Source organism: Bacillus sp. CECT 9360 (assembly GCF_918741275.1).
GTDB lineage: Bacteria > Bacillota > Bacilli > Bacillales > DSM-1321 > Peribacillus.
This window is the reverse complement of sequence record NZ_CAKKNA010000009.1, coordinates 18,754-40,424: the sequence shown is the minus strand read 5'-3', so window position 1 is coordinate 40,424 and position 21,671 is coordinate 18,754. Positions and strand designations below refer to the sequence as shown.

Genomic DNA, 21,671 nt, shown 5'->3' with positions numbered 1-21,671 from the left:
AAAGAGGGTGCCCAAAGGACATCCTCTTCTTAAATGTAATGGAAATATGAAACTTTTACAATGTGGCTTGTGTCTTGCTCAAGCATTTTAGCAATTATTGTAATACCTTCATGACACTTTTCACTGATTCGGCTGATTTAGCAAGTGCTGCTTTCTCATCTTCTTGCAATTCAAGCTCGATGATTTGTTCGATACCGCCGGCACCCAATACTGCAGGGACACCAAGGTAAATGCCATCATACCCGTATTCTCCTTCAAGGTAAGCGATAGAAGGAATGACGCGGCGCTGGTCCTTAAGGATTGCTTCCGCCATTTCAACTAGTGAAGCAGCAGGAGCGTAGTAAGCACTGCCGTTTCCTAGAAGGTTAACGATTTCACCGCCGCCTTTACGTGTGCGTTCAACGATCGCATCCAGGCGATCCTTTGGAATAAGCGTTTCCAATGGAATGCCTCCCGCGTAAGAATAGCGCACAAGCGGCACCATGTCATCGCCGTGTCCGCCTAAAACGAAGCCGGTAACGTCCTTAACTGAAAGGTTCAGCTCCTGGGCTACGAATGTACGGAAGCGAGCAGTATCGAGAACTCCAGATTGGCCGATTACACGGTTTTTAGGGAAGCCGGATTCTTTAAATACAGTATATGTCATTGCGTCAACCGGGTTAGTAAGAACGATAATATAGCTGTTTGGTGAATATTTTACGATTTGTTGTGTAACCGATTTCATGACTTTTTGGTTTGTTTGTACCAGGTCGTCACGACTCATGCCTGGTTTACGGGCAATCCCAGCAGTGATAATGACGATATCTGAATCCGCAGTATCTTCGTAGTTTGACGTACCGGTGATATTAGCGTCAAAACCTTGGACAGGACCGGCTTCAAGCATATCAAGCGCCTTGCCTTTCGTCGGGTTTTCCATTTGCGGAATATCGACCAATACGACATCGCCAAGTTCTTTTTGAGCTAATAAAAATGCAGTTGTCGCACCAGTAAATCCGCTACCAATAACCGAAATTTTTTTACGTTTCAGGGACATGTCAGTTCCTCCTCGGATCGATTATGTAAGGATGATATTTATCAACAATACTTTATAACAGAGCCCTTATTTTAAAAATTCAAACAATAATTAATAGAGAAATCCCTATGAATGCCCTAGGACTCAGCTTTCATAGAGATCCAATTATTAATTAAAGATTTTTAATCAATTCGTCAGCGAACTCAGAGCATTTAACTTCTCTAGCGCCTTCCATCAGACGCGCAAAGTCGTACGTTACAACCTTAGAAGAAATTGTTTTCTCCACTGAGTTCATAATCATTTTAGCCGCTTCAGTCCAGCCAAGGTGCTCAAGCATCAATACACCTGAAAGGAGAACAGAAGACGGGTTTACTTTATCTTGGCCTGCATATTTTGGAGCAGTTCCATGGGTTGCTTCAAAAATAGCATGTCCAGTTTCATAGTTGATGTTTGCTCCAGGAGCGATACCAATACCGCCAACCTGTGCAGCAAGAGCGTCGGAAATGTAGTCGCCGTTCAAGTTCATTGTTGCTACTACATCAAATTCTTTTGGACGTGTAAGGATTTGCTGTAAGAAGATATCTGCAATGGAATCCTTAATAATGATTTTGCCCTCAGCTTCAGCATTAGCCTGAGCTTTGTTAGCTGCCTCAGCACCTTGTTCTTCACTGATGCGATCGTATTGTCCCCAAGTGAATACTTTATCCCCGAATTCTTTTTCCGCTAATTCATAGCCCCAGCTCTTAAAGGCACCTTCAGTGTACTTCATGATATTGCCTTTATGTACCAGAGTCACTGATTTGCGTCCTTCTTTGATCGCATAGTTGATTGCCGCGCGTACAAGGCGTTGTGTACCTTCTTCAGAAACTGGCTTAATGCCGATACCAGAAGTTTCAGGGAAACGGATTTTATTAACGCCCAGTTCGTTTTGAAGGAAATTGATTAACTTCTTCACTTCATCAGAGCCTTTAGCATATTCAATACCTGCATAAATGTCTTCCGTATTTTCACGGAAGATAACCATGTCCGTATCTTCAGGACGCTTAACCGGAGAAGGAACTCCATCAAAATAACGTACAGGACGCAAACAGACAAATAGATCAAGTTCTTGGCGCAGCGCCACATTCAATGAACGGATTCCGCCGCCGATTGGTGTTGTAAGCGGGCCTTTGATCGCAATGAAGTACTCACGGATAGCATCCAAAGTTTCTGCCGGAAGCCATTCGCCAGTTTGCTTGAATGCCTTTTCTCCTGCAAGAACTTCTTTCCAGACGATTTTCTTTTCGCCGTTGTAAGCCTTGTCTACTGATGCTTCCAAAACGCGTGATGCTGCCGCCCAAATGTCTGGACCGATGCCGTCCCCTTCAATGAAAGGAATGACTGGATTATTTGGTACATTCAAAGTACCGTTCTCTACTCTAATTTTTTCACCTTGTGTCATTCACGTGACCTCCAATTCAAATTCAAAGGTTAGTGGCCCATTAGGGGCCAGCTAACCTCTTATCTCACAATTATAAATTTACTATATAATCGCCAAATTAAAAAACAAAAACGTTTATCTTTTTTCTATTGTAACGTATTTTTGCATTCCCGGCCCTGTATAATCAGCACGTGGACGGATTAAGCGATTATTTTCATATTGTTCCAAAATGTGTGCCAACCAGCCCGATGTACGGCTCACAGCGAATATTGGCGTGAACAGATCATGGTCAACGCCTAGGCTATGGTATACAGAAGCTGAATAGAAATCCACATTTGGCGGAAGGTTTTTTTGAGAAGTTACCAAGTCCTCGATTTTCACAGACATGTCATAATACTGTGGCTGGCCGGTAAGTTCCGTTAATTTCTTGGACATTTCTTTTAAATGCTTCGCACGCGGGTCCCCTTTTCGGTAAACACGATGACCGAAGCCCATGATTTTTTCCTTGTTGTCTAGTTTGTTAGTAATATACGAATCTACGTTTTCCAGAGAACCGATTTCCGTAAGCATCTTCATGACCGCTTCATTAGCGCCGCCATGCAACGGTCCCTTCAAAGCGCCGATCGCCGCGGTGACACCTGAATAAATATCGGATAATGTAGCGACGCAAACACGTGCCGTAAAGGTTGAAGCATTTAGTTCATGATCTGCGTGAAGGACCAAAGCTTTATTGAATGCCTCTTCTTCGATTGCGGTTGGTTCTTTTCCGCTTAACATGTATAAGAAGTTCGCTGCGAAGCTAAGGTCAGTGCGCGGGGCTACCGGCTCAAGGCCTTTTCTCACACGCGCAAACGCTGTTACGATTGAAGGAATTTTCGCCTGCAAACGGACGGCCTTACGATAGTTGGCTTCTTCATTCATTTCATCCGCTTCATCATCGTACAGACCGAGCAGCGAAATAGATGAGCGAAGCGCTGCCATCGGATGTACTTTGCCGATTGGATATGTTTTAAATTGCTCAAGCACTTCGTCAGGAAGACTTGCATTCTCAGCCAGCTGTTTCGTAAGATTTGCTAACTGGCCACTGTTTGGAAGGGTGCGGTGCCATAATAAATAGATTACTTCCTCGAATGTTGCGTTTTCAGCAAGATCATCAATATCATATCCCGCGTACGTTAATGTATCATCGATGATTGAGCTGATGGATGAAGTTGTTGCAACTATACCTTCTAGTCCTTTTGTTACTGACATACAAAATCTCTCCTTTTCTTAAATATTCCCCTTTTGCCCTTTTGTTTAAAAATAGAGCGCTTCCAAGATGGCCTAAGAATCGTGGCCACTATGTAATTAAAGAAAAATTCCTTTCTACATGAAAGCGTTGTCAATAGAGATATATAAGATTAAGCAACAAACTTTATATACTATATGTCTGCTATTGCGTCTCTCATTTTTACCCTTAAGTTATATTGCCAAAACTCCTGCGCAGTCTCACTTCTTAAATGTAAAAAAGATGATTGTATCTATATTGACTATGAATAAGGTACTTATCCTCGCAGGATTGTTACAAGCCTATTATAAACAATTATCTGATTTTTGTGAATGAAAAGGTCTTAAAATGTGAAAAAATTATTATTTTATTAGAAAAATACAGAAAAAATAAGTCCAGTTACTCAACCATGGTTTCATTCATTTAAAAAAATTAAACAGTTGCATGCATAAATAGGCGATACCAGCTCCAATCAACGGCCCAACCGCCACACCCTTAAACAAGGCTACCGCAAGAATCGTACCGAAAACAAGAGCGGCTGTAATATGCGGGTCGGAGGCAAGTAATGATAAACCGCTTTTTGCAATTAAAGCTACCGCGATTCCGGAAGCGAGGGCAATCCAGGCATAGGGGGATTTAATCGCGTCCCCTAATTCCTTAAACCCGATAGAACCGTTTGCAATCGGAACCAAGACAGCAATCGTTATAATCGTTACACCGATATTAATGCCCTTGGAGGCTAAATAAGGAAAGACCTTCGTATCCAGCCCGACGAACCTAAGGAGCAGAAGCGTACCAGCCGCAATCATAAGCGATGTGTTTTTTGCGACTAATCCGATGATCCCCAACAGAAGTAAAAAAAGAACTGCTCCACTCATTCACATTCTCCTGACGTGTTGTAATTTCTATATCAGCATAATAAAAGAACCAAAATTAGTAAATTAAACAGCCCAAAATGAATAATTTTTATTAAGAAATGAAACTTTCATTTTTTATCATGCGTAGGTACAATTAAAAAAACACCCTTTGGGAGGGAACGCTTTGAATTCTGTATATATAAATCGGATTCTCCGATCTATTTTTGTCTTAGGAATTATCATACTTAGTCTCGTTACCCTTTTCTACTTATCTAAGTATACATATCCATTCATCATTGCCATCATCATTGCTTTTTTCATGAATCCACTCGTAAACTTTTTGGTAGACAAAACGAAAATGCCAAGAGGACTTGCTGTATTTGTTTCCCTGCTTTTGATTCTCTCGGTTTTTGCGGGGTTAATTACGCTGCTGGTTGCAGAAATTGTTTCAGGAGCTGATTATCTGGGCAAGGTTGTTCCTGAACAAATTGAGACGCTCATTGATTTCATCGAGGAATTTATTGCGGGACAAATTCTGCCTTTTTATAACAGGATTGCCACCCTGTTCAATAACCTGGATGTTCAGCAACAGGATACGATCATGACGAATATTCAAAATGTCGGCCAGCAAATTGGTTCCACAGCAAGCGGCTTCATTCAAGATTTCTTCCAGAATATACCCGCGATCATTGGCTGGTTTCCTAACGCGGCAACTGTGCTCATTTTCTCTTTACTTGCAACCTTTTTTATCAGCAAGGACTGGAACCGACTTTCCAGATTAAGCGGCAAACTGCTACCGGATAAGGTATTCCTGAGCTTCAAACGTGTGATTGAAGATTTGAAAAAGGCTTTATTCGGATTTATCCGGGCTCAATTCACGCTGATTTCCCTTACAATGATTACCGTTCTAATCGGCTTGCTTATCCTGAGGGTTGATTATGCGATAACGATTGCATTAGTTCTCGGCCTTGTGGACATCCTTCCCTATCTTGGGACAGGCGCCGTGTTTGTGCCTTGGATTGTCTATGCGGCGGTTACAGGAGATATGAGCCTGGCGATCGGCCTTGGGGTATTATATGTCGTAGTTATTGTCCAGCGCCAATTACTGGAGCCCAAAGTCTTATCCTCCAGTATAGGACTTGACCCGCTGGCCACACTTGTCGCCCTTTTTGTCGGCTTTAAACTCATTGGCTTTCTTGGGTTGATGGTCGGTCCGGTCGTGCTTGTCATTATCAATACATTACAACGCGCGAATGTATTCAAAGATATCTGGGCTTTTATAATGAAGAGCGACCCCGTTCAATAGGCAAAGATGCCGGACACCATCCAAAAACTGGATGGTGTCCGGCATCTTTTTTTAATTAAAGAAAGAGCAAGTATAAAATTTTCAACATGTATTGATGTCTAGCGTAAGCAGCCCAGTTCCTCGAGGTCATAAGAGGCAGGTGTTCTTCCTGCCCATCTCCGGACTTCCACAGGATGTGGTGACGTCAGCGTTCGTCACAGGACGTGACGGATTTTAGCTGAGGGCCCTTACTTGGCCCTCCTACGAGGTGCGCCTTATGCTTGTCGGAGGCCCACAGGATGTGGGTCAGAACGACGAAGACATAACGATGTGGCGGTCTTAGTCGTTCTTCTTTACTTGCAGGGCGCTTGCGCTTTTCTTATTATGCTTTCACGGTGTTGAATTGTTCGGCTTCTGTTGAACCTTTCAAGGCAGTTGTCGAAGATGTTCCACCAGTTATAACCTGGGCAACTTCATCAAAGTAGCCTGTACCGACTTCACGTTGATGCCTTGTAGCTGTGTAGCCAAATTCTTCACTCGCAAATTCTGCTTGCTGCAATTCAGAGTAAGCAGCCATACCGTGATCTTTATATTTACGTGCCAATTCAAACATTCCGTGGTTAAGGGCATGGAATCCTGCAAGAGTTACAAACTGGAACTTGTATCCTAGCTTGCCAAGCTCTCTTTGGAAACTAGCAATCGTTTCGTCATCAAGCTTTGCCTTCCAGTTGAAGGATGGAGAACAGTTATAAGCAAGCAGCTTGCCAGGGAATTTTTCATGGATAGCTTCAGCAAAACGGCGTGCTTGTTCAAGATTTGGCTCGGACGTTTCACACCAAATTAAATCTGCGTATGGAGCATAAGCAAGACCTCTAGCGATGGCTTGATCCAATCCGGCTTTTGTTCTGTAGAATCCTTCAGTCGTACGCTCTCCAGTAATGAACTGCGCATCTACAGGGTCAATATCACTTGTAATCAAATCTGCAGCATCCGCGTCCGTACGCGCAACCAACACTGTAGGCACTCCCATGACATCAGCAGCAAAACGCGCAGCAATTAAGTTCTTTACAGCTGTTTGCGTTGGAAGAAGTACTTTACCACCTAAATGACCGCATTTTTTCTCTGAGGAAAGCTGATCTTCAAAGTGAACACCTGCAGCCCCAGCTTCGATCATGCCTTTCATTAATTCAAAAACATTCAGCTGTCCGCCAAATCCGGCTTCAGCATCAGCGACGATTGGGGCAAACCAATCAATCTCTTCATTTCCTTCACTGTAATGAATCTGATCCGCACGTTGAAGGGCCTGGTTAATGCGTTTAACAACCTGAGGAACACTGTTAGCCGGATATAAGCTTTGGTCCGGATACATTTGACCTGAAAGGTTGGCATCAGCCGCAACTTGCCAACCGCTTAAGTAAATGGCTTTTAATCCTGCTTTCACCTGCTGCATCGCTTGATTTCCAGTTAGCGCTCCAAGAGCATTGACGAAATCTTCTGTATGAATCGAGTTCCAAAGCTTTTCAGAGCCACGCTGAGCTAATGTATGTTCAATATCGATAGAGCCTCTTAAGCGAATAACATCCTCTGCACTATATGGTCTTGAAATGCCATTCCAGCGTTCGTCACTTTTCCAATTCTCTTCTAATCTTTTAGCTCTTTCTTGTCTCATCATTTGTTTCCTCCTGTTTTTTATTTTTGTTTAGAACTCGAAAACGCCGGTAATCTGCAGTCACACTCCTTATATTCATTTGTTATAATACAGTTTTCAAATATCTTGTTTGTATTATATAACAACGTTTTTAGGTTTGTCACTAATTTTCTATCAATTTTAAATAATTATTTTTTTTTACATTCTAATGTGCTTTCGTCTCAAGGTTCTTAAGCACCAATTTGTAAAAAAACAAAAAAAACCTGGCTAAGGTCAGCCAGGTCTCTCTATCTTATAATGGTTATTTTCTTTTTATCGATCATGTTTTTTATCATCTTCAAAATCAAAGGCTTGATTACTTTCCTGGTGGGTGGCAGAAGCAGGATGAGCCCAAGAAGATCTGAAACAAATCCCGGTGTTAATAGAAGAGTTCCTCCGACAAGCACGCATATTCCATCAAGCAGAGCATCTCCAGGGAGCTGGCCGTATCTCATTTGCTCCTGGGCCTTTTTTATCGTTTCCAGGCCTTGCTGTTTTGCCAGATATGTCCCGATTACCCCTGTTAAGATAATAAGAAGTATGGTAGGCCAAACACCGATCGTTTGCCCCGATAATAGCAACACAGCTATTTCAAGAGCCGGCATTGCGATTATTAAAAGAAAAAAATACTTCATCTGCATTCCTCCAACAGAGCAAAAATTAGTAGATGCCTTTACCTATTATTATACAGCATTCGCCGTCTTCAATCTAACTTTCGTTATTGTCTCTGTCTCGCCGATTTGCGAGCCCTAAGGTGGAGATTAGGCGTAGTTACACTTATGTAGGTAGGAAGGTTTTATACTTTCCTGCCTACAAAAAAAAGATGGCTCATCTTCAGACCCGAATCTTTAACAGCTTTTGCAAGCTATCCGATAAAGAGCCTTTATGAACCATCCTTTTTATTTTTGTTTATTTCGCTTTACAAGACGCTTGTGTGTCCGTTATAGATAATCCCCCGGCTCGCGTCAACGGTAATACTTTGTCCATCCTTCAACGTGGAAGTTGCATCGTCAGCACCTACGATTACCGGTATTCCTAAATTAATGCCGACAACAGCCGCGTGACTTGTTAAGCCGCCTTCTTCTGTAATAAGGGCCGAGCATTTTTCAATCGCAGGCATCATATCTCTGTCAGAAGCGATTGTGACAAGCACTGAGCCTTCAGTCACTTGTTCATTAGCTTCAGCTGCTGTTTTCGCGACGACAACATGTCCTTTAGCAGATTTTCTCCCTACACCCTGTGCTTTTAAAAGAATATCGCCAAGCAAATGGATTTTCATAATGTTCGTTGTCCCCGCTTCCCCAATTGGAACGCCTGCAGTGATAACCACAAGATCCCCGTGTTTAACAAGATCTGAGTTTAAGCTTGTATCGATGGCCGATTGTAGCATTTCATCAGTTGACTTGGCTTGTTGTCCGATTTGGGGGTATACACCCCAGACCAAAGCAAGACGTCGCGATACATGTTCCTTGGAAGTAACAGCGATGATCGGAGCTTCAGGCCGGTACTTTGATATCATTCTCGCCGTATGGCCGCTCTCTGTCGGAGTGATGATCGCCGCGACATCAAGATTTAAAGCGGTATGGGCAACCGATTGACCTATTGCGTTTGTCACATTGTGTTCATTATCTTTGCTTCTAATGGCTAAGATATCTTTATGGCTCAAGGCACTTTCAGCGCGGGAAGCGATATTATGCATTGTTTGAACAGCTTCAACCGGATAAGATCCCGCCGCTGTTTCACCGGATAACATGATTGCATCTGTTCCATCGAAAATAGCATTGGCTACATCACTTGCCTCTGCCCGGGTAGGGCGGGGGTTCCGTTGCATAGAATCAAGCATTTGAGTAGCCGTAATAACAGGCTTTCCAAGCGTATTGCATTTTTTAATCAATTGTTTTTGTACGAGTGGTACTTCCTCGGCGGGAATCTCCACCCCTAAATCACCACGTGCCACCATCAGACCGTCGGATACTTCGAGGATTTCATCAATATTGTCGACACCCTCCTGGTTTTCGATCTTCGGAATGATTTGGATATGTGCCGCATTATGGTTAACAAGAAGCTCACGGATTTCCAGCACGTCAGATGCACGACGTACGAAAGAGGCGGCAATGAAATCAACCCCTTGTTCGATACCAAAAACGATGTCCTGCGCATCCTTTTCAGTGATTCCTGGCAGCTTAATGGATACTCCAGGAACATTGACGCCTTTTTTATTTTTAAGTGTCCCGCTATTTAGCACTTTTGTCATGATTTCCTTATGGTTTTGATCGATGCCTGTCACTTCAAGCCCAATCAAACCGTCGTCCAATAAAATTTTCGAGCCGATATGAACATCATCAATCAGTTCTCCATATGTGATCGAAAACTTCTCAGAAGTCCCAAGAACTTCTGTCATGGATACTGCGACATTCGCGCCCGTACTAAGCTCTATTGCGCCATTTTCCATATCATTCGTACGGATTTCAGGGCCTTTTGTATCCAAGAGGATAGCCACTTGTTTTCCGGTTCTTTCCACTGCCTCACGAATGGAGACGATCCTTTTGCCATGTTCTTCATGGCTGCCATGTGAAAAATTCAATCTGGAAACATTCATTCCTGCTTCGATTAGTTGCGTCAATTTGTCCATGCTTTCACTTGCAGGGCCAATCGTACATACGATTTTTGTCTTGCGCATGTTCTATTACCTCCTGATATTTCGCTAAAGACTATTCTCTTATTTATTTAGATAGACAATTCTGAGGAAAGGTCATACATTTTTTTATCAATATTATGAGGCATGGCAAGCGCTTCAATGATATCATAATCAACCAGCCGGTTTTTTTCGATACCAACCGCCCTGCCACCTTTGCCTTCGATTAATAGCTCCACCGCAAGCGCACCTAACCTGCTTGCAAGAACACGGTCGGAAGCAGTAGGAGATCCCCCGCGCTGAACATGTCCAAGCACTGTAACACGAGTTTCAAACCCGGTTGCTTTTTCTATTTTCTTAGAAAAATCAACTGCGCTGCCCACTCCCTCAGCTACGATGATGATACTATGCTTTTTTCCGCGTTCATGTCCCCGTTTTAACTTAACTGTAATTTCGTCCATGCTGGAAACGTATTCTGGAACGAGAATTGTTTCAGCGCCACCGGCAAGTCCCGCCCAAAGAGCGATATCGCCAGCGTTACGCCCCATAACCTCTATTAAATAGGTTCTTTCATGTGATGTCGCTGTATCGCGAATTTTGTCGATCGCGTCGATAACAGTGTTTAACGCTGTATCAAAGCCGATGGTAAATTCAGTACCCGGAATGTCGTTATCGATGGTTCCCGGTACACCGACGCATGGATATCCTCTCTCTGTCAGAGCTTTCGCGCCCCGATAAGAACCGTCTCCACCAATAATGACTAGCCCTTCGATTCCATGCTTGTTTAATTGTTCGATTCCCTTCAGTTGACCTTCTTCTGTTTTGAATTCCAGGCAACGGGCAGAATAAAGCATGGTCCCGCCTCTGTGAATAATGTCACCGACTGAACCGAGTTCAAGTTTCTTGATTTCTCCTTCAATCAATCCCTGATAACCGTGATAGATTCCATATACTTCAATTTCATGGAAGATCGCCTTACGGACTACAGCACGGATCGCCGCATTCATTCCCGGTGAATCCCCTCCGCTTGTAAGTACACCTATTCTTTTCATTTAAAAATCACCTCATCATAACATGCAACAGCAATAAATTTTAACACGATTAATTGATTAGTAATCATTCGATTTTCACTTCTTTAATATGACCATATTTTCCCTACATTATTTGTTACATGCTTGCCTTATCTATTATTTTTTTTCTTTGCGCTTTAATTCTAGAATAGTTGCTTACATTCGTAAACCTATTTACCTGTCCATTATCCATAAAATTTCCCAATTAACCGTTTTCATCACAAATTTGTAAAGAAACTATCTTTTCTAAATATTTTAAGAAGGCTCTGTTAAATTCCATTGTTGATTTTCAAATGGTCATGGAATCTACTCGCTTTCCGCGGACGAACTGTCAAGCCTCCTCACTCGTACCTCGCTGCGGGGTCTTGCCAGCCCGTTTTTCCGCAGGACGTTGATTCATCATCCTTGAATAGACACCGCACGAGAAAATGCGTATGCATTTTCGAGGAGTCTCGCAGATTCCCTTCCCAAAAACAACATTATCGTTTAACAGAGCCTTTAAGAAAAAAACGCGCGCCTATCGGCAACACGTTTTACTTTACCCTTAAGATTTCTTTATTTAACGAGTATTTCCCGATTTGTTTGTATTTTAAATATCTTTTATTGATAAGCTCCGCTTCGTTCAGGGGAAGCAGCTCGGTCATGGACTGCTTAAGAACGGCACGTATGGCATCAGCCTGTTTTTTCACATTCCGATGAGCTCCACCCTTTTCCTCAGGAATGATTTCATCGACGACGCCGAGCTCTTTTAAATCAGGAGCTGTGATTTTCATTGTTTCCGCGGCACGCTTCGCCTGTGAGGCATCTTTCCATAGTAAGGCAGCAGCCCCTTCAGGTGAAATGACTGAATACGTGGAGTTCTCAAGCATATGGATCCGGTCGCCGACTCCAAGTGCGAGGGCACCACCGCTTCCGCCTTCTCCAATGACAATGCAAATAACCGGTACTTTAAGCCCCGCCATTTCGAATAAGTTTTTCGCGATTGCTTCACTTTGTCCACGTTCTTCTGCGGCCTTTCCCGGATAAGCCCCTTTTGTGTCAATAAAACAAATAATCGGGCGATGAAATTTTTCCGCTTGCTTCATCAAGCGCAATGCTTTTCTATATCCTTCAGGATGGGGCATTCCAAAGTTCCGTCGCAGATTTTCTTTTGTATCCTTGCCTCTTTGATGGCCGATAACTGTTACCGGATAGCCTTCAAACTTTGCAATACCTCCAACAATGGCCTCGTCATCTCCATAATATCGATCACCGTGCAGCTCGAAGAAATCGGTGAATAGATTGGATATATAGTCAAGGGTGGTCGGACGCGCCGGGTGTCTCGCTACCTGCACCCTGTCCCACGGTTTCATATTTTCATAGATGTCCACCTCAAGCTTTTCAAGGCGCTTTTCGAGTTTTTCTATTTCAGCTGATAAATCGACATCAGCATCTTCCGTGATTTCCCGTAATTCATCGATTTTTTTACGAAGATCTATAATTGGACGTTCAAATTCTAATTCTCCGATCATTTCCATTCACCACCCGGAGCATGAATCGATAATATATTTTCCAGTTTTTCCTTCATTTCCAATCGGGAGACAACCGCATCCAATTGGCCGTGCTTCATTAAAAACTCAGCTGTTTGGAAATCATCCGGGAGCTCTTCCCTTATCGTCTGTTCGATAATTCTTCTGCCGGCAAAACCAATTAACGCCCCCGGCTCGGCTAAATTAATGTCACCTAATGACGCAAAGCTCGCCGAGACCCCGCCTGTGGTAGGATGAGTCATGATCGAAATAATCAGGCCGCCGTCATCACTAAACATTTTCAGGGCAGCACTGGTCTTAGCCATCTGCATAAGACTTAATACACCTTCCTGCATCCGGGCACCTCCAGAGGCTGTAAAAATTAGAAACGGAATCCCTAATTCTCCTGCCTTTTCAATAGCTCGTGTTATTTTCTCCCCGACTACTGAGCCCATGCTTCCCATCCGGAAACGGGAATCCATGATGGCAGCTGCTACTTCATGCTCGCTTATCTTCCCAACTCCGCTCACTACCGCTTCATTTAAACCGGATTTTTCCCGGTCCTTTTCGATTTTTTCCATGTATTCTGGAAAATCTAGCGGATTTGCAGTAAGAAGGTCTGTATCTAATTCGGTAAAGCTGCCAGATTCAAAAAGGCTCTCTATTCTTTCATAAGCAGTCATGGTGAGATGATGGCCGCAATGCAAGCAGACTTTTTCATTCTTCACCAATTCTTTTGTAAACATGATCTTTTTGCAATTCGGGCATTTGGTCATGATTCCTTCGGGTACATCCTGTTTATCCCGATCTGTAGGAATCGTTGCGTATTTTTTCTTTTTCGACTTTGTAAACAGCTCTTTAAGCAAGATGGGTCCTCCCTTTGCCGCTCATTCTCATTTCTGTTGACGCTTGTCCTTGACTGTAACAGAAAGCTGATAAAAATCGTGTAAAACTATGTCAATTTTCTTTCGACATTCTTCTAATATCTTGTAAATAGATTTGGATTGTTTTTGGTTCATTCCGCTCAAGTATGGACTTGATTAAATGAATGTATGTTTCACGTCCGGCTTCCTGCCTGTCATTGAGTGAGGCTCTTGAATAGCTGTTCACAATGCGCCAAATTCTTTCAATCAGCTTGTTGCGGTTCAATTCTGCGATTCTTTCGAAGAGTACATCATCATCGAAGTTGTTCTGCTCAGCCCAATGCAACAGTGCCTCCAAATCAGCTTGCGATGAAGACTGAATGATAATCCTCAAACAATCTATTTCAATAAGCCGCTTCGTTTCATTAAGGTCGGCTATTATTTTCGGATTTTGCAGAAAAAAAGTTCCCAGCAGCTCGACAAGCCTGTGCTCTTGAAAGTCCTTGATAAATGTCCCTTCACCTCTGCGTGTTTCAATAAGGCCCAACAGTTCCAAGGCACGCAGCGCTTCACGGACAGAAGAACGCCCGACGTTCAGACGTTCCGACAATTCCCGTTCGGACGATATTTTATCTCCGGGGAGAAGGCCGTCTTCTTCAATCATTTTCCTGAGTTTCTCAACAATATCTAAATAAATTTTGGATGATGGATTCGAACTGTTCAAATATCCATCACTCGCTTTTCCCGATAATCGCTAGCTTTCTTGTCTTCTCTTTGACATCTTCAGGATCGACCTTCAATCTCGCTACACCGGTTTCCATTGCTGCTTTGGCTACAGCAGCCGCAACCTCTGGGGCCACTCTTTCATCGAATGGACCAGGGATGACATAGTCCGCGTGAAGCTCATCCTCAGTTATTAAGCTTGCAATCGCTTTGACTGCGGCAACCTTCATCTTTTCATTGATATGAGTCGCACGCACATCCAGCGCGCCCCGGAAAATCCCAGGAAAGGCAAGCACATTGTTCACCTGGTTCGGGAAATCGGATCGACCTGTGCCAACCACTTTCGCGCCTGCAGCCTTTGCATCCTCCGGCATGATTTCCGGATCGGGATTGGCCATTGCGAAAATAATCGGATCGACATTCATCGATGCTACCATTTCTTTTGTCAATGCTCCGGCGACCGATACACCGACAAACACATCCGCTCCCTTAATGACATCTTTAAGGCTTCCTTCCAGATTGTCCCTGTTCGTAACCTTTGCGATTTGATCTTTAATTTCATTCATACCATATGTACGCCCTTCAAAGATTGCCCCCTTAGAATCGCACATTATAATATCTCTTACCCCGTAATTGTAGAGAAGCTTAATGATTGCAATACCCGCAGCGCCTGCACCGCTGGCAACCACTTTGATTTCGGACATCGACTTGCCGACGATCCGCAGGGCATTAACAAGACCCGCAACCGTAACGATCGCTGTCCCATGCTGATCATCATGAAAAACAGGAATATTGGTTTCCTTTTTTAATCGTTCTTCAATAACGAAGCAGTTTGGAGCCGCAATGTCCTCCAGGTTTATCCCGCCGAATGTAGGTTCCAGCAGCTTGACCGTTTCAATAATCTTTTCCACATCCGTCGTTTTCAGGCAGATTGGGAAAGCATCCACACCCGCAAAGCTTTTAAATAGGACAGCTTTTCCTTCCATAACCGGCAGCGCCGCTTCAGGTCCGATGTTTCCGAGTCCGAGGACAGCTGTTCCGTCGGAAACCACTGCAACAGTATTGCCCTTCATTGTATAATCATAAACCGTTTCCGGTTTATCATAGATTTCCTTACAGGGCTCAGCCACTCCCGGTGAATAGGCCAAGCTTAAATCTTCCGCATTCCGGACAGGAACCTTCGAAACAGTCTCAAGTTTTCCACTATTCATTCGGTGCATATGCAATGCTTCTTCTCTTAATGACAATTCCTTCACTCCCTAAACTTAGGTTCGAGTACAAAAATTATATAACGAATAAAGTGGTCAGACCACAAAGCCTTCTTACAATATAACATAACTCCCAATGTTGTAAACAGCTATTCTTCCTTTAATACGACGTTTTCCTCTCCTGCGATTTTCTTCAGTTTTTGCAAAAGCGCAGCTGATGGTGTTATCCAGTCCCACATGGAAAGCTGTACATATCGGTCCTCACTTTCATAATAAAGCATGACTTTTGTTGTTCCATTATGTTGTGATAACACTTGTTTAATCTTCTGCAAAGAAGCAGCCGTCTGCTTCTCCTTTTCTATTTTTATAAAAAGGCGGGAACTCTCTTCTTCCATCATTCTCTTTAAATCATCGGGTGGAAATGCTTCCTGAACAATCAATTGCTTTTTGCCTTCGCGTTCCTCCAAGGTGCCTTTAAGCATTAAGATCATTCCTTTTTGGAAGAGCGAGATCTGATTTTTATAGACATTCGGAAAAACGACCGCCTCCAGATCACCGCTTTCATCACTGATTGTCATGAAAGCCATCACTTCACCCTTCTTCGTACGGATGCTCTTGAAAGCAGTGATGTACACACCCAAAAGGACCTTCTTTTCACTTGTCAGAAGCGCCTGGTCTATTGAAACCGTGCCGAAATGCTGAAATATGGACAGATAAGAAGTAACCGGATGATTCGATAAATAGAGACCGAGTACACTTTTCTCCTGAGAGAGCTTATTCTCCATATCCATCGGCTTTACTTTCATATATTTAGGTTTGAGTGAAAATTCATTGCTTTCAAACAGATCAAATTGATTGTTGCCATCCGGCTTAACCAGTTCAGCGTGGCTTAAGGCTACATCAATACTTGCAACGAGTGTTGCCCGGTCCTCGCCAAAATCATCAAAGGCTCCTGAATGGATAAGTACCTCTAAAATTTTCCTGTTCACAATCTTCCCTGAAACCCGCAGGCAGAAATCAAAAAAATCCTCAAATTTCTTTTGCCTTCTTGCCTGAAAAATTTCTCTTAGGACCGCACCGCCAACTCCTTTTATCGCACCAAGGCTGAACCGGATGCCTTCACTTTCAACATGGAACGAATATACGCTTTTATTTATTGAAGGCGGCAGGACAGGAATTTCCTTATTCTTTGCTTCCCTCACATATTGTGAAATCTTATCTTCATTTCCAATGACAGAAGTCATGAGAGCGGCCATGAAAGGCTTCGGAAAATGGGCTTTTAAATAGGCCAGTTGGTAGGCGATAAAACTATATGCGACCGCATGGCTGCGGTTAAATCCATAATTGGCGAAACGGACGATGCTGTCGTAGACAACATGTGCTATTTCCGTTTCATATCCCTGCTTCACTGCCCCTTCGACGAAGTGCGCTCTCTCCTCATCAAGGATTTCTTTCTTTTTCTTGGAAACGGCGCGGCGAAGCAAGTCTGCTTCACCAAGCGTGAAGCCTGCCATTTTGGAGGCGATTTGCATAATTTGCTCCTGATAGACAATAACCCCGTAGGTATCTTCAAGAATTGGCTGCAACTCGGGGTGCACATAGTCTATCGGCTTAATCCCATGCTTACGTTCGATAAACAGAGGGATGTTTTCCATCGGGCCGGGACGGTATAACGCATTGACCGCGACGATGTCTTCAAAACGCGTTGGGGTAAGTTTCATAATCACTTTCCTGATGCCCTCTGATTCCAGCTGGAATATTCCCGTTGTATCCCCTTTACTTAAGAGCTTGAATGTTTTTTCATCGTCGTAAGGGATGCCTGTAATATCGATTTTTTGGCCGGTGCCTTTTTGGATAGCTGTGAGCATATTGTCTAATAACGTCAAGTTTCGCAGACCGAGAAAATCCATCTTCAGCAGTCCCAGTTCTTCAAGAAGATCCATCGGAAATTGAGTAAGATGAATCCCTTCATGCCCTTCTTGTATCGCGATGATATCCGTCAGCGGCATGTCGCTGATGACAACTCCGGCCGCATGCGTCGAGGTATGTCGTGGCAGACCTTCAATTTTCAATGCAATTTCGTACAGCAATTTATTCGTTTCACTTTCATTCATAAAGTCCCTGAATGGTTTGGATTCTTTATAAGCATCCTTTAGTGTAGTCCCTAGCTTCGTTGGAATCATTTTTGACAATCTTTCCTGCACCGATGGGGTTAGACCGAAAACCCGCCCCGTATCCCGTATAGCCGCTTTCGCAGCGAAGGTACCGAATGTAATGATTTGGGCCACATGGAGCTCCCCGTATTTCGAGGCAACATATGAAATGACTTCCTCTCTCCGGTTATCAGGAAAATCGATATCAATATCCGGCATGCTGATACGTTCCGGATTCAAAAATCGCTCAAACAACAAATTGTGCTCAATCGGGTCGACATCTGTAATCTGCAGAACATACGCAACCATGGATCCCGCGGCAGAACCCCGGCCCGGACCGGTCAGGATCTGGTTTTGCCTTGCAAATTTCATAAAATCCCAGACGATAAGGAAATAATCACTGAACTTCATTTTGTTTATGATAGAAAGTTCATAGTGCAGCCTTTCTTCATAGGCCTCGGATGGATTTTGGTATCTTTTTTTCAACCCTTCCATGCAAACTTCCACCAGCATTTCATCGGCTGTCATGTTGTTTTCAACTGGATACTTCGGCAGTAATGATTGGTTAAATGGGATCACAACCTCACATTGCGCCGCTATTTTTAATGTATTCGCAAGCATTTCAGGCAATTCTCTGAATGCTTCGGCCATTTCTTTTCCGCTTTTCAAATAATGCTCACCTGAAACTGGTTCGATTTGTTTTTCATCCGTTAATTTCTCTCCGTTTTTTACTGCTGTGAGCACGTCTTTGGCGAGCGCATCTTCCTTGTTTAAGTAAAAAACAGGATTCGTAGCTACTCCAGGTATTCCCGTTACTTCGGATAGGTGCTCCACGAGTTCTGCCGGTTCTTTTTCAAGGCGCTGCATCGATAGATAAAAAGATTCTTTTCCGAATATACTTTGATAGAAAAGAGCCGTTTCTTGTGCCTGCTCAAAAAGGCCTTCTGACAGATATGTTTCAATTCTGCCGTCTGCCCCTGGTGAAATGCAAATGAGTCCTTCGGAATAAGCTTTAAGCCATTTTACAGGAAGCCCGGTACGGGACTTTGTCTGAATCGCGCTGCTGATTTTCAAAAGGTTCTGATAGCCTTTATTATTCTTGGCCAATAAGATAAGCGGATAGGGATTATCCTGATTATCCAGTACGTCGGCAATTAAGCCGATAATTGGCTTAATCCCCTGCTTCAAACATTCTTTATAAAAGTAAACCGAACCATACATGACATTCCTGTCGGTTAAGGCAAGACTGGAGAACCCATTAGCCTTCGCTTGCGACACCAGCTCGTCTATTTTAACGGTACTTGATAATAAGCTATACGCGCTTTGTATATGTAAATGAGTAAACATCTTTTTTTCACACCTTTACAAGGCTTTCTTGGTTTCATTATAGAGCCTTATCCCCAAAAAAGAAAATATGTTCTCATCCTGAGAACTTTCTCAAATACTCATATGGGCAGAGGATTGTCCATATACATAACCATAGACTAATTATTCTGGGAGACTAAAGGATGATAGAAATGAAGGAAGCATTTTTCCCTGCTTTTATAAACACCTATTTCATTTCCCTCGGGGTGCTGCTTGGCGGGTCGCTTTTAGGCGGGCTTGGTGCCTTCTTTACCGGTCAGGCGCCGCTTACCATAATGTACAGGTTATCAGACAGCTTAAGAATATGGGCGATTATCGCGGCAATTGGTGGTACATTTGACACGGTCTATTCGTTTGAACGCGGGCTCTTTAATGGAGAGACCAAGGATATTATTAAGCAATTTTTGTGGATTCTCGCAGCGTTGGGAGGCGCTAAAACCGGAGCACTGCTGATTTATTGGCTGACCCAGGAGCACATTTCCCAATGAGGATCCCTCCTTATCATCAAAAACCCGGATGGCAGCGTTTTTTTGCCGGAGTCGCAATTGGTTGTATCATCAGTTGGGTTGTTTTTCTATACATGTTTGGGGTACAGCAGGAAAACCAGTTTGAAAGGATTAATACTCAGCGGAAATTGATCGGAAATCTTACGGACAGGAATGCAATTTGGGAAAAAGACTATCAGAAGTTAAATGAAGAAGTGGAAAAAAAGCTGAAAATCCAGGAAATCGAAGTAACTATTTTAAACGGAAAAACGTTTAAGTTAGACCATTTAAGCATAGCTGAAGCTGAGGACGCCATCCATGATGATTTGGCTTCTCTGCTTACTAAAGATGTAGAAACGATATATAACGGAAAATCCTTGTTGAAGAAATCGATCGAAAATAAGATTGTCGAAATCAATAAAAAACGCTACAAATTAGTGGTCGCGGAAATCCTTTTCTATACGAACATGTATATCGAAGTCCGGCTAGTTCGGCTCTGAATAATTTTGTTGTTGGAGCGGGTTCCGGATTTCGTTGCGGGGAATTCCGTTTTGTTGCCGGAATTCTGTTTTTGTTGCCGGGCCCTTTTTTTGTTGCGGAAATCCTCGTTTTTGTTGCCGGTTTGACTGGCTTTGTTGCCGGAACAGGAACTTTCGTTGCCGAAATTCTGTTTTTGTTGCCGGGCCCTTTTTTTGTTGCGGAAATTCCCGTTTTGTTGCCGGTTTGACTGGTTTTGTTGCCGGAACAGGAACTTTCGTTGCCGAAATTCTGTTTTTGTTGCCGGGCCCTTTTTTTGTTGCGGAAATTCCCGTTTTGTTGCCTGTTTGACCAGTTTTGTTGCCGGAACAGGAACTTTTGTTGCCGGAATTTTGTTTTTGTTGCCGGGCCCTTTTTTTGTTGCGGAAATCCTCGTTTTGTTGCCTGTTTGACCAGTTTTGTTGCCGGAACAGGAACTTTCGTTGCCGAAATTCTGTTTTTGTTGCCAACTCTATTTTTTGTTGCGGAAATTCCCGTTTTGTTGCCGGTTTGACTGGTTTTGTTGCCGGAACAGGAACTTTCGTTGCCGAAATTTTGTTTTTGTTGCCAACTCTATTTTTTGTTGCGGAAATCCCCGTTTTGTAGCCGGTTCCAGATTTCCCAACTTCCCCTAACTTAATCAGGGTCTGCCGAAGTGCACAGACCCTTCCTTTTCATGGTTTAACGGCACACTTCCGCCAAATCTTTTAACACCTCATCCACGGTGTCCCATGAATGGATGGATGCGCCGGCAGCCATCGGATGACCGCCGCCATTATACTTTCTGGCAATTCCGTTAATGACAGGGCCTTTCGAACGGAGACGGACACGGATTTCCTTTTCTTCCTCGATAAAGAAAGCCCAAGCCTTCAATCCTTTTACCGCGCCCAAAGAGCTCACAAGCAAAGAAGCCTCTGCTGGCGTCGTATCGAATTCACGCAAAATGTCCTTGGTTATTACCATTTTCCCCGTGCCGTTTTCGAATATTTCAAAGTTTTGCAGGACGTATCCGTTTAAACGGGTTACGTTTTCATTTACGTCGTACATATCATTAAACAATTCCGTCCGCGAGAAATTATAGTGGATCAACTCGCCGGCGTAACTGAACGTCTTTTCGGTTGTGCTCGCAAATAAAAACCGGCCCGTGTCCCCGACAATCCCCGCAAACAATAACTTCGCCGCATCGTCGCTCAACTTCAAGCCCTTATCTTTTCCGTATAAGTAAAATTCGTAAATCATTTCGCTTGTTGAACTCGCATCCGTATCCACCCATAACATATCTCCGTATCGATCCTCATTTGGATGATGATCAATTTTAATCAATTTGTCGCCTGAATTATAGCGCTGGTCACAAACGCGTTCTGTATTGGCTGTATCACAAACGATAACCAATGCACCTTTGTATGTATCATCCGAAATGGTATCAAGTCTTTTTAAATAGTTGAGTGATTCCTCTTCTTTTCCAACCAAATAAATGCTCTTCTCTGGAAACGAGGTTCTCAGGATTTCCCCGAGTCCGCATTGGGAGCCATAAGCATCCGGGTCAGGACGGACGTGCCGATGGATAATTATCGTTTCATATCGCTCTATTTCTTTTAAAATTTCAGCTTTCATCAA

The 21,671-nt window shown here is 43.3% G+C and carries 19 protein-coding genes; 3 read left to right on the top strand and 16 right to left on the bottom strand.

The window, feature by feature from the left end; genetic code table 11:
* Nucleotides 1-94: 94 nt before the first annotated feature.
* The 4 genes from mdh to LQ216_RS12295 all read right to left on the bottom strand — a co-directional run bounded on the left by mdh (nt 95) and on the right by LQ216_RS12295 (nt 4,577).
* Nucleotides 95-1,033 (bottom strand): malate dehydrogenase, encoded by a 939-nt coding sequence (gene mdh, locus LQ216_RS12310; RefSeq protein WP_230129664.1) that lies wholly within the window; start codon nt 1,031-1,033, stop codon nt 95-97.
* A 151-nt stretch (nt 1,034-1,184) separates the two neighbouring features.
* Complete coding sequence (gene icd / locus LQ216_RS12305) at nt 1,185-2,453, bottom strand: NADP-dependent isocitrate dehydrogenase (RefSeq protein ID WP_230129662.1); 1,269 nt, start codon at nt 2,451-2,453, stop codon at nt 1,185-1,187.
* 114 nt (nt 2,454-2,567) lie between these two features.
* Nucleotides 2,568-3,683, bottom strand: coding sequence for a citrate synthase (gene citZ / locus LQ216_RS12300; protein ID WP_230129660.1), 1,116 nt, complete (start codon nt 3,681-3,683; stop codon nt 2,568-2,570).
* Between the two features lie 435 nt (nt 3,684-4,118).
* Nucleotides 4,119-4,577 carry a DUF441 domain-containing protein gene (locus tag LQ216_RS12295; protein WP_230129659.1) on the bottom strand — a complete coding sequence of 153 codons (459 nt, stop codon included), beginning with the start codon at nt 4,575-4,577 and terminating at the stop codon, nt 4,119-4,121.
* A gap of 163 nt (nt 4,578-4,740) precedes the next feature.
* Between LQ216_RS12295 and ytvI the strand changes: the two genes are divergently transcribed.
* Nucleotides 4,741-5,862 (top strand): sporulation integral membrane protein YtvI, encoded by a 1,122-nt coding sequence (gene ytvI / locus LQ216_RS12290; RefSeq protein ID WP_230129658.1) that lies wholly within the window; start codon nt 4,741-4,743, stop codon nt 5,860-5,862.
* 361 nt (nt 5,863-6,223) lie between these two features.
* On the opposite strand, the gene aceA is transcribed toward ytvI, so the two are convergent.
* The 9 genes from aceA to dnaE all read right to left on the bottom strand — a co-directional run bounded on the left by aceA (nt 6,224) and on the right by dnaE (nt 19,035).
* Nucleotides 6,224-7,510: an isocitrate lyase gene (aceA, locus tag LQ216_RS12285; RefSeq protein WP_230129937.1), complete on the bottom strand. Its 1,287-nt coding sequence runs from the start codon at nt 7,508-7,510 to the stop codon at nt 6,224-6,226.
* 266 nt (nt 7,511-7,776) lie between these two features.
* Entirely contained in the window at nt 7,777-8,163 is a 387-nt protein-coding gene (locus tag LQ216_RS12280; RefSeq protein ID WP_230129654.1) for an FxsA family protein, read from the bottom strand.
* Between the two features lie 284 nt (nt 8,164-8,447).
* The gene (gene pyk, locus LQ216_RS12275; protein WP_230129652.1) at nt 8,448-10,208 is read right to left on the bottom strand and encodes a pyruvate kinase; all 1,761 of its coding nucleotides are present in this window, start codon (nt 10,206-10,208) and stop codon (nt 8,448-8,450) included.
* Between the two features lie 47 nt (nt 10,209-10,255).
* The gene (gene pfkA, locus LQ216_RS12270; protein WP_230129649.1) at nt 10,256-11,215 is read right to left on the bottom strand and encodes a 6-phosphofructokinase; all 960 of its coding nucleotides are present in this window, start codon (nt 11,213-11,215) and stop codon (nt 10,256-10,258) included.
* 551 nt (nt 11,216-11,766) lie between these two features.
* Nucleotides 11,767-12,744: an acetyl-CoA carboxylase carboxyl transferase subunit alpha gene (accA, locus tag LQ216_RS12265; RefSeq protein WP_230129648.1), complete on the bottom strand. Its 978-nt coding sequence runs from the start codon at nt 12,742-12,744 to the stop codon at nt 11,767-11,769.
* Entirely contained in the window at nt 12,741-13,607 is an 867-nt protein-coding gene (gene accD / locus LQ216_RS12260) for an acetyl-CoA carboxylase, carboxyltransferase subunit beta (protein WP_230129645.1), read from the bottom strand. The genes accA and accD overlap by 4 nt, the downstream gene beginning before the upstream one ends.
* A 91-nt stretch (nt 13,608-13,698) precedes the next feature.
* A complete protein-coding gene (locus LQ216_RS12255; protein WP_230129642.1) occupies nt 13,699-14,328 on the bottom strand; it encodes a GntR family transcriptional regulator in 630 nt (209 codons plus the stop codon).
* A gap of 7 nt (nt 14,329-14,335) precedes the next feature.
* Nucleotides 14,336-15,574 carry a malic enzyme-like NAD(P)-binding protein gene (locus LQ216_RS12250; protein WP_230129640.1) on the bottom strand — a complete coding sequence of 413 codons (1,239 nt, stop codon included), beginning with the start codon at nt 15,572-15,574 and terminating at the stop codon, nt 14,336-14,338.
* A gap of 110 nt (nt 15,575-15,684) precedes the next feature.
* Nucleotides 15,685-19,035 carry a DNA polymerase III subunit alpha gene (gene dnaE / locus LQ216_RS12245; protein WP_230129639.1) on the bottom strand — a complete coding sequence of 1,117 codons (3,351 nt, stop codon included), beginning with the start codon at nt 19,033-19,035 and terminating at the stop codon, nt 15,685-15,687.
* A gap of 170 nt (nt 19,036-19,205) precedes the next feature.
* Between dnaE and LQ216_RS12240 the strand changes: the two genes are divergently transcribed.
* Both LQ216_RS12240 and ytrI read left to right on the top strand, forming a co-directional pair.
* Nucleotides 19,206-19,541, top strand: coding sequence for a YtrH family sporulation protein (locus tag LQ216_RS12240; protein ID WP_230129936.1), 336 nt, complete (start codon nt 19,206-19,208; stop codon nt 19,539-19,541).
* The gene (gene ytrI, locus LQ216_RS12235; protein WP_230129637.1) at nt 19,538-20,038 is read left to right on the top strand and encodes a sporulation membrane protein YtrI; all 501 of its coding nucleotides are present in this window, start codon (nt 19,538-19,540) and stop codon (nt 20,036-20,038) included. The genes LQ216_RS12240 and ytrI overlap by 4 nt, the downstream gene beginning before the upstream one ends.
* Here ytrI and LQ216_RS12230 read toward each other — a convergent pair.
* The 3 genes from LQ216_RS12230 to LQ216_RS12220 are packed head-to-tail and all read right to left on the bottom strand — an operon-like array spanning nt 20,024 to nt 21,668.
* Complete coding sequence (locus LQ216_RS12230) at nt 20,024-20,524, bottom strand: hypothetical protein (protein ID WP_230129635.1); 501 nt, start codon at nt 20,522-20,524, stop codon at nt 20,024-20,026. The two genes, ytrI and LQ216_RS12230, sit on opposite strands and share 15 nt — an antisense overlap.
* 2 nt (nt 20,525-20,526) lie before the next feature.
* Nucleotides 20,527-20,679 carry a hypothetical protein gene (locus tag LQ216_RS12225; protein WP_230129634.1) on the bottom strand — a complete coding sequence of 51 codons (153 nt, stop codon included), beginning with the start codon at nt 20,677-20,679 and terminating at the stop codon, nt 20,527-20,529.
* 56 nt (nt 20,680-20,735) lie between these two features.
* On the bottom strand, nt 20,736-21,668 hold the full coding sequence (locus LQ216_RS12220; RefSeq protein WP_230129633.1) for a bifunctional oligoribonuclease/PAP phosphatase NrnA: 933 nt from the start codon (nt 21,666-21,668) through the stop codon (nt 20,736-20,738).
* Nucleotides 21,669-21,671: the final 3 nt, after the last annotated feature.

Excerpts from the sequence above, each read along its gene's own strand:
- mdh (WP_230129664.1), bottom strand. The coding sequence starts at position 1,033 with ATGTCCCTGAAACGTAAAAAAATTTCGGTTATTGGTAGCGGATTTACT.
- icd (WP_230129662.1), bottom strand. The coding sequence starts at position 2,453 with ATGACACAAGGTGAAAAAATTAGAGTAGAGAACGGTACTTTGAATGTA.
- citZ (WP_230129660.1), bottom strand. The coding sequence starts at position 3,683 with ATGTCAGTAACAAAAGGACTAGAAGGTATAGTTGCAACAACTTCATCC.
- LQ216_RS12295 (WP_230129659.1), bottom strand. The coding sequence starts at position 4,577 with ATGAGTGGAGCAGTTCTTTTTTTACTTCTGTTGGGGATCATCGGATTA.
- aceA (WP_230129937.1), bottom strand. The coding sequence starts at position 7,510 with ATGAGACAAGAAAGAGCTAAAAGATTAGAAGAGAATTGGAAAAGTGAC.
- LQ216_RS12280 (WP_230129654.1), bottom strand. The coding sequence starts at position 8,163 with ATGAAGTATTTTTTTCTTTTAATAATCGCAATGCCGGCTCTTGAAATA.
- pyk (WP_230129652.1), bottom strand. The coding sequence starts at position 10,208 with ATGCGCAAGACAAAAATCGTATGTACGATTGGCCCTGCAAGTGAAAGC.
- pfkA (WP_230129649.1), bottom strand. The coding sequence starts at position 11,215 with ATGAAAAGAATAGGTGTACTTACAAGCGGAGGGGATTCACCGGGAATG.
- accA (WP_230129648.1), bottom strand. The coding sequence starts at position 12,744 with ATGATCGGAGAATTAGAATTTGAACGTCCAATTATAGATCTTCGTAAA.
- dnaE (WP_230129639.1), bottom strand. The coding sequence starts at position 19,035 with ATGTTTACTCATTTACATATACAAAGCGCGTATAGCTTATTATCAAGT.
- LQ216_RS12240 (WP_230129936.1), top strand. The coding sequence starts at position 19,206 with ATGAAGGAAGCATTTTTCCCTGCTTTTATAAACACCTATTTCATTTCC.
- ytrI (WP_230129637.1), top strand. The coding sequence starts at position 19,538 with ATGAGGATCCCTCCTTATCATCAAAAACCCGGATGGCAGCGTTTTTTT.
- LQ216_RS12220 (WP_230129633.1), bottom strand. The coding sequence starts at position 21,668 with ATGAAAGCTGAAATTTTAAAAGAAATAGAGCGATATGAAACGATAATT.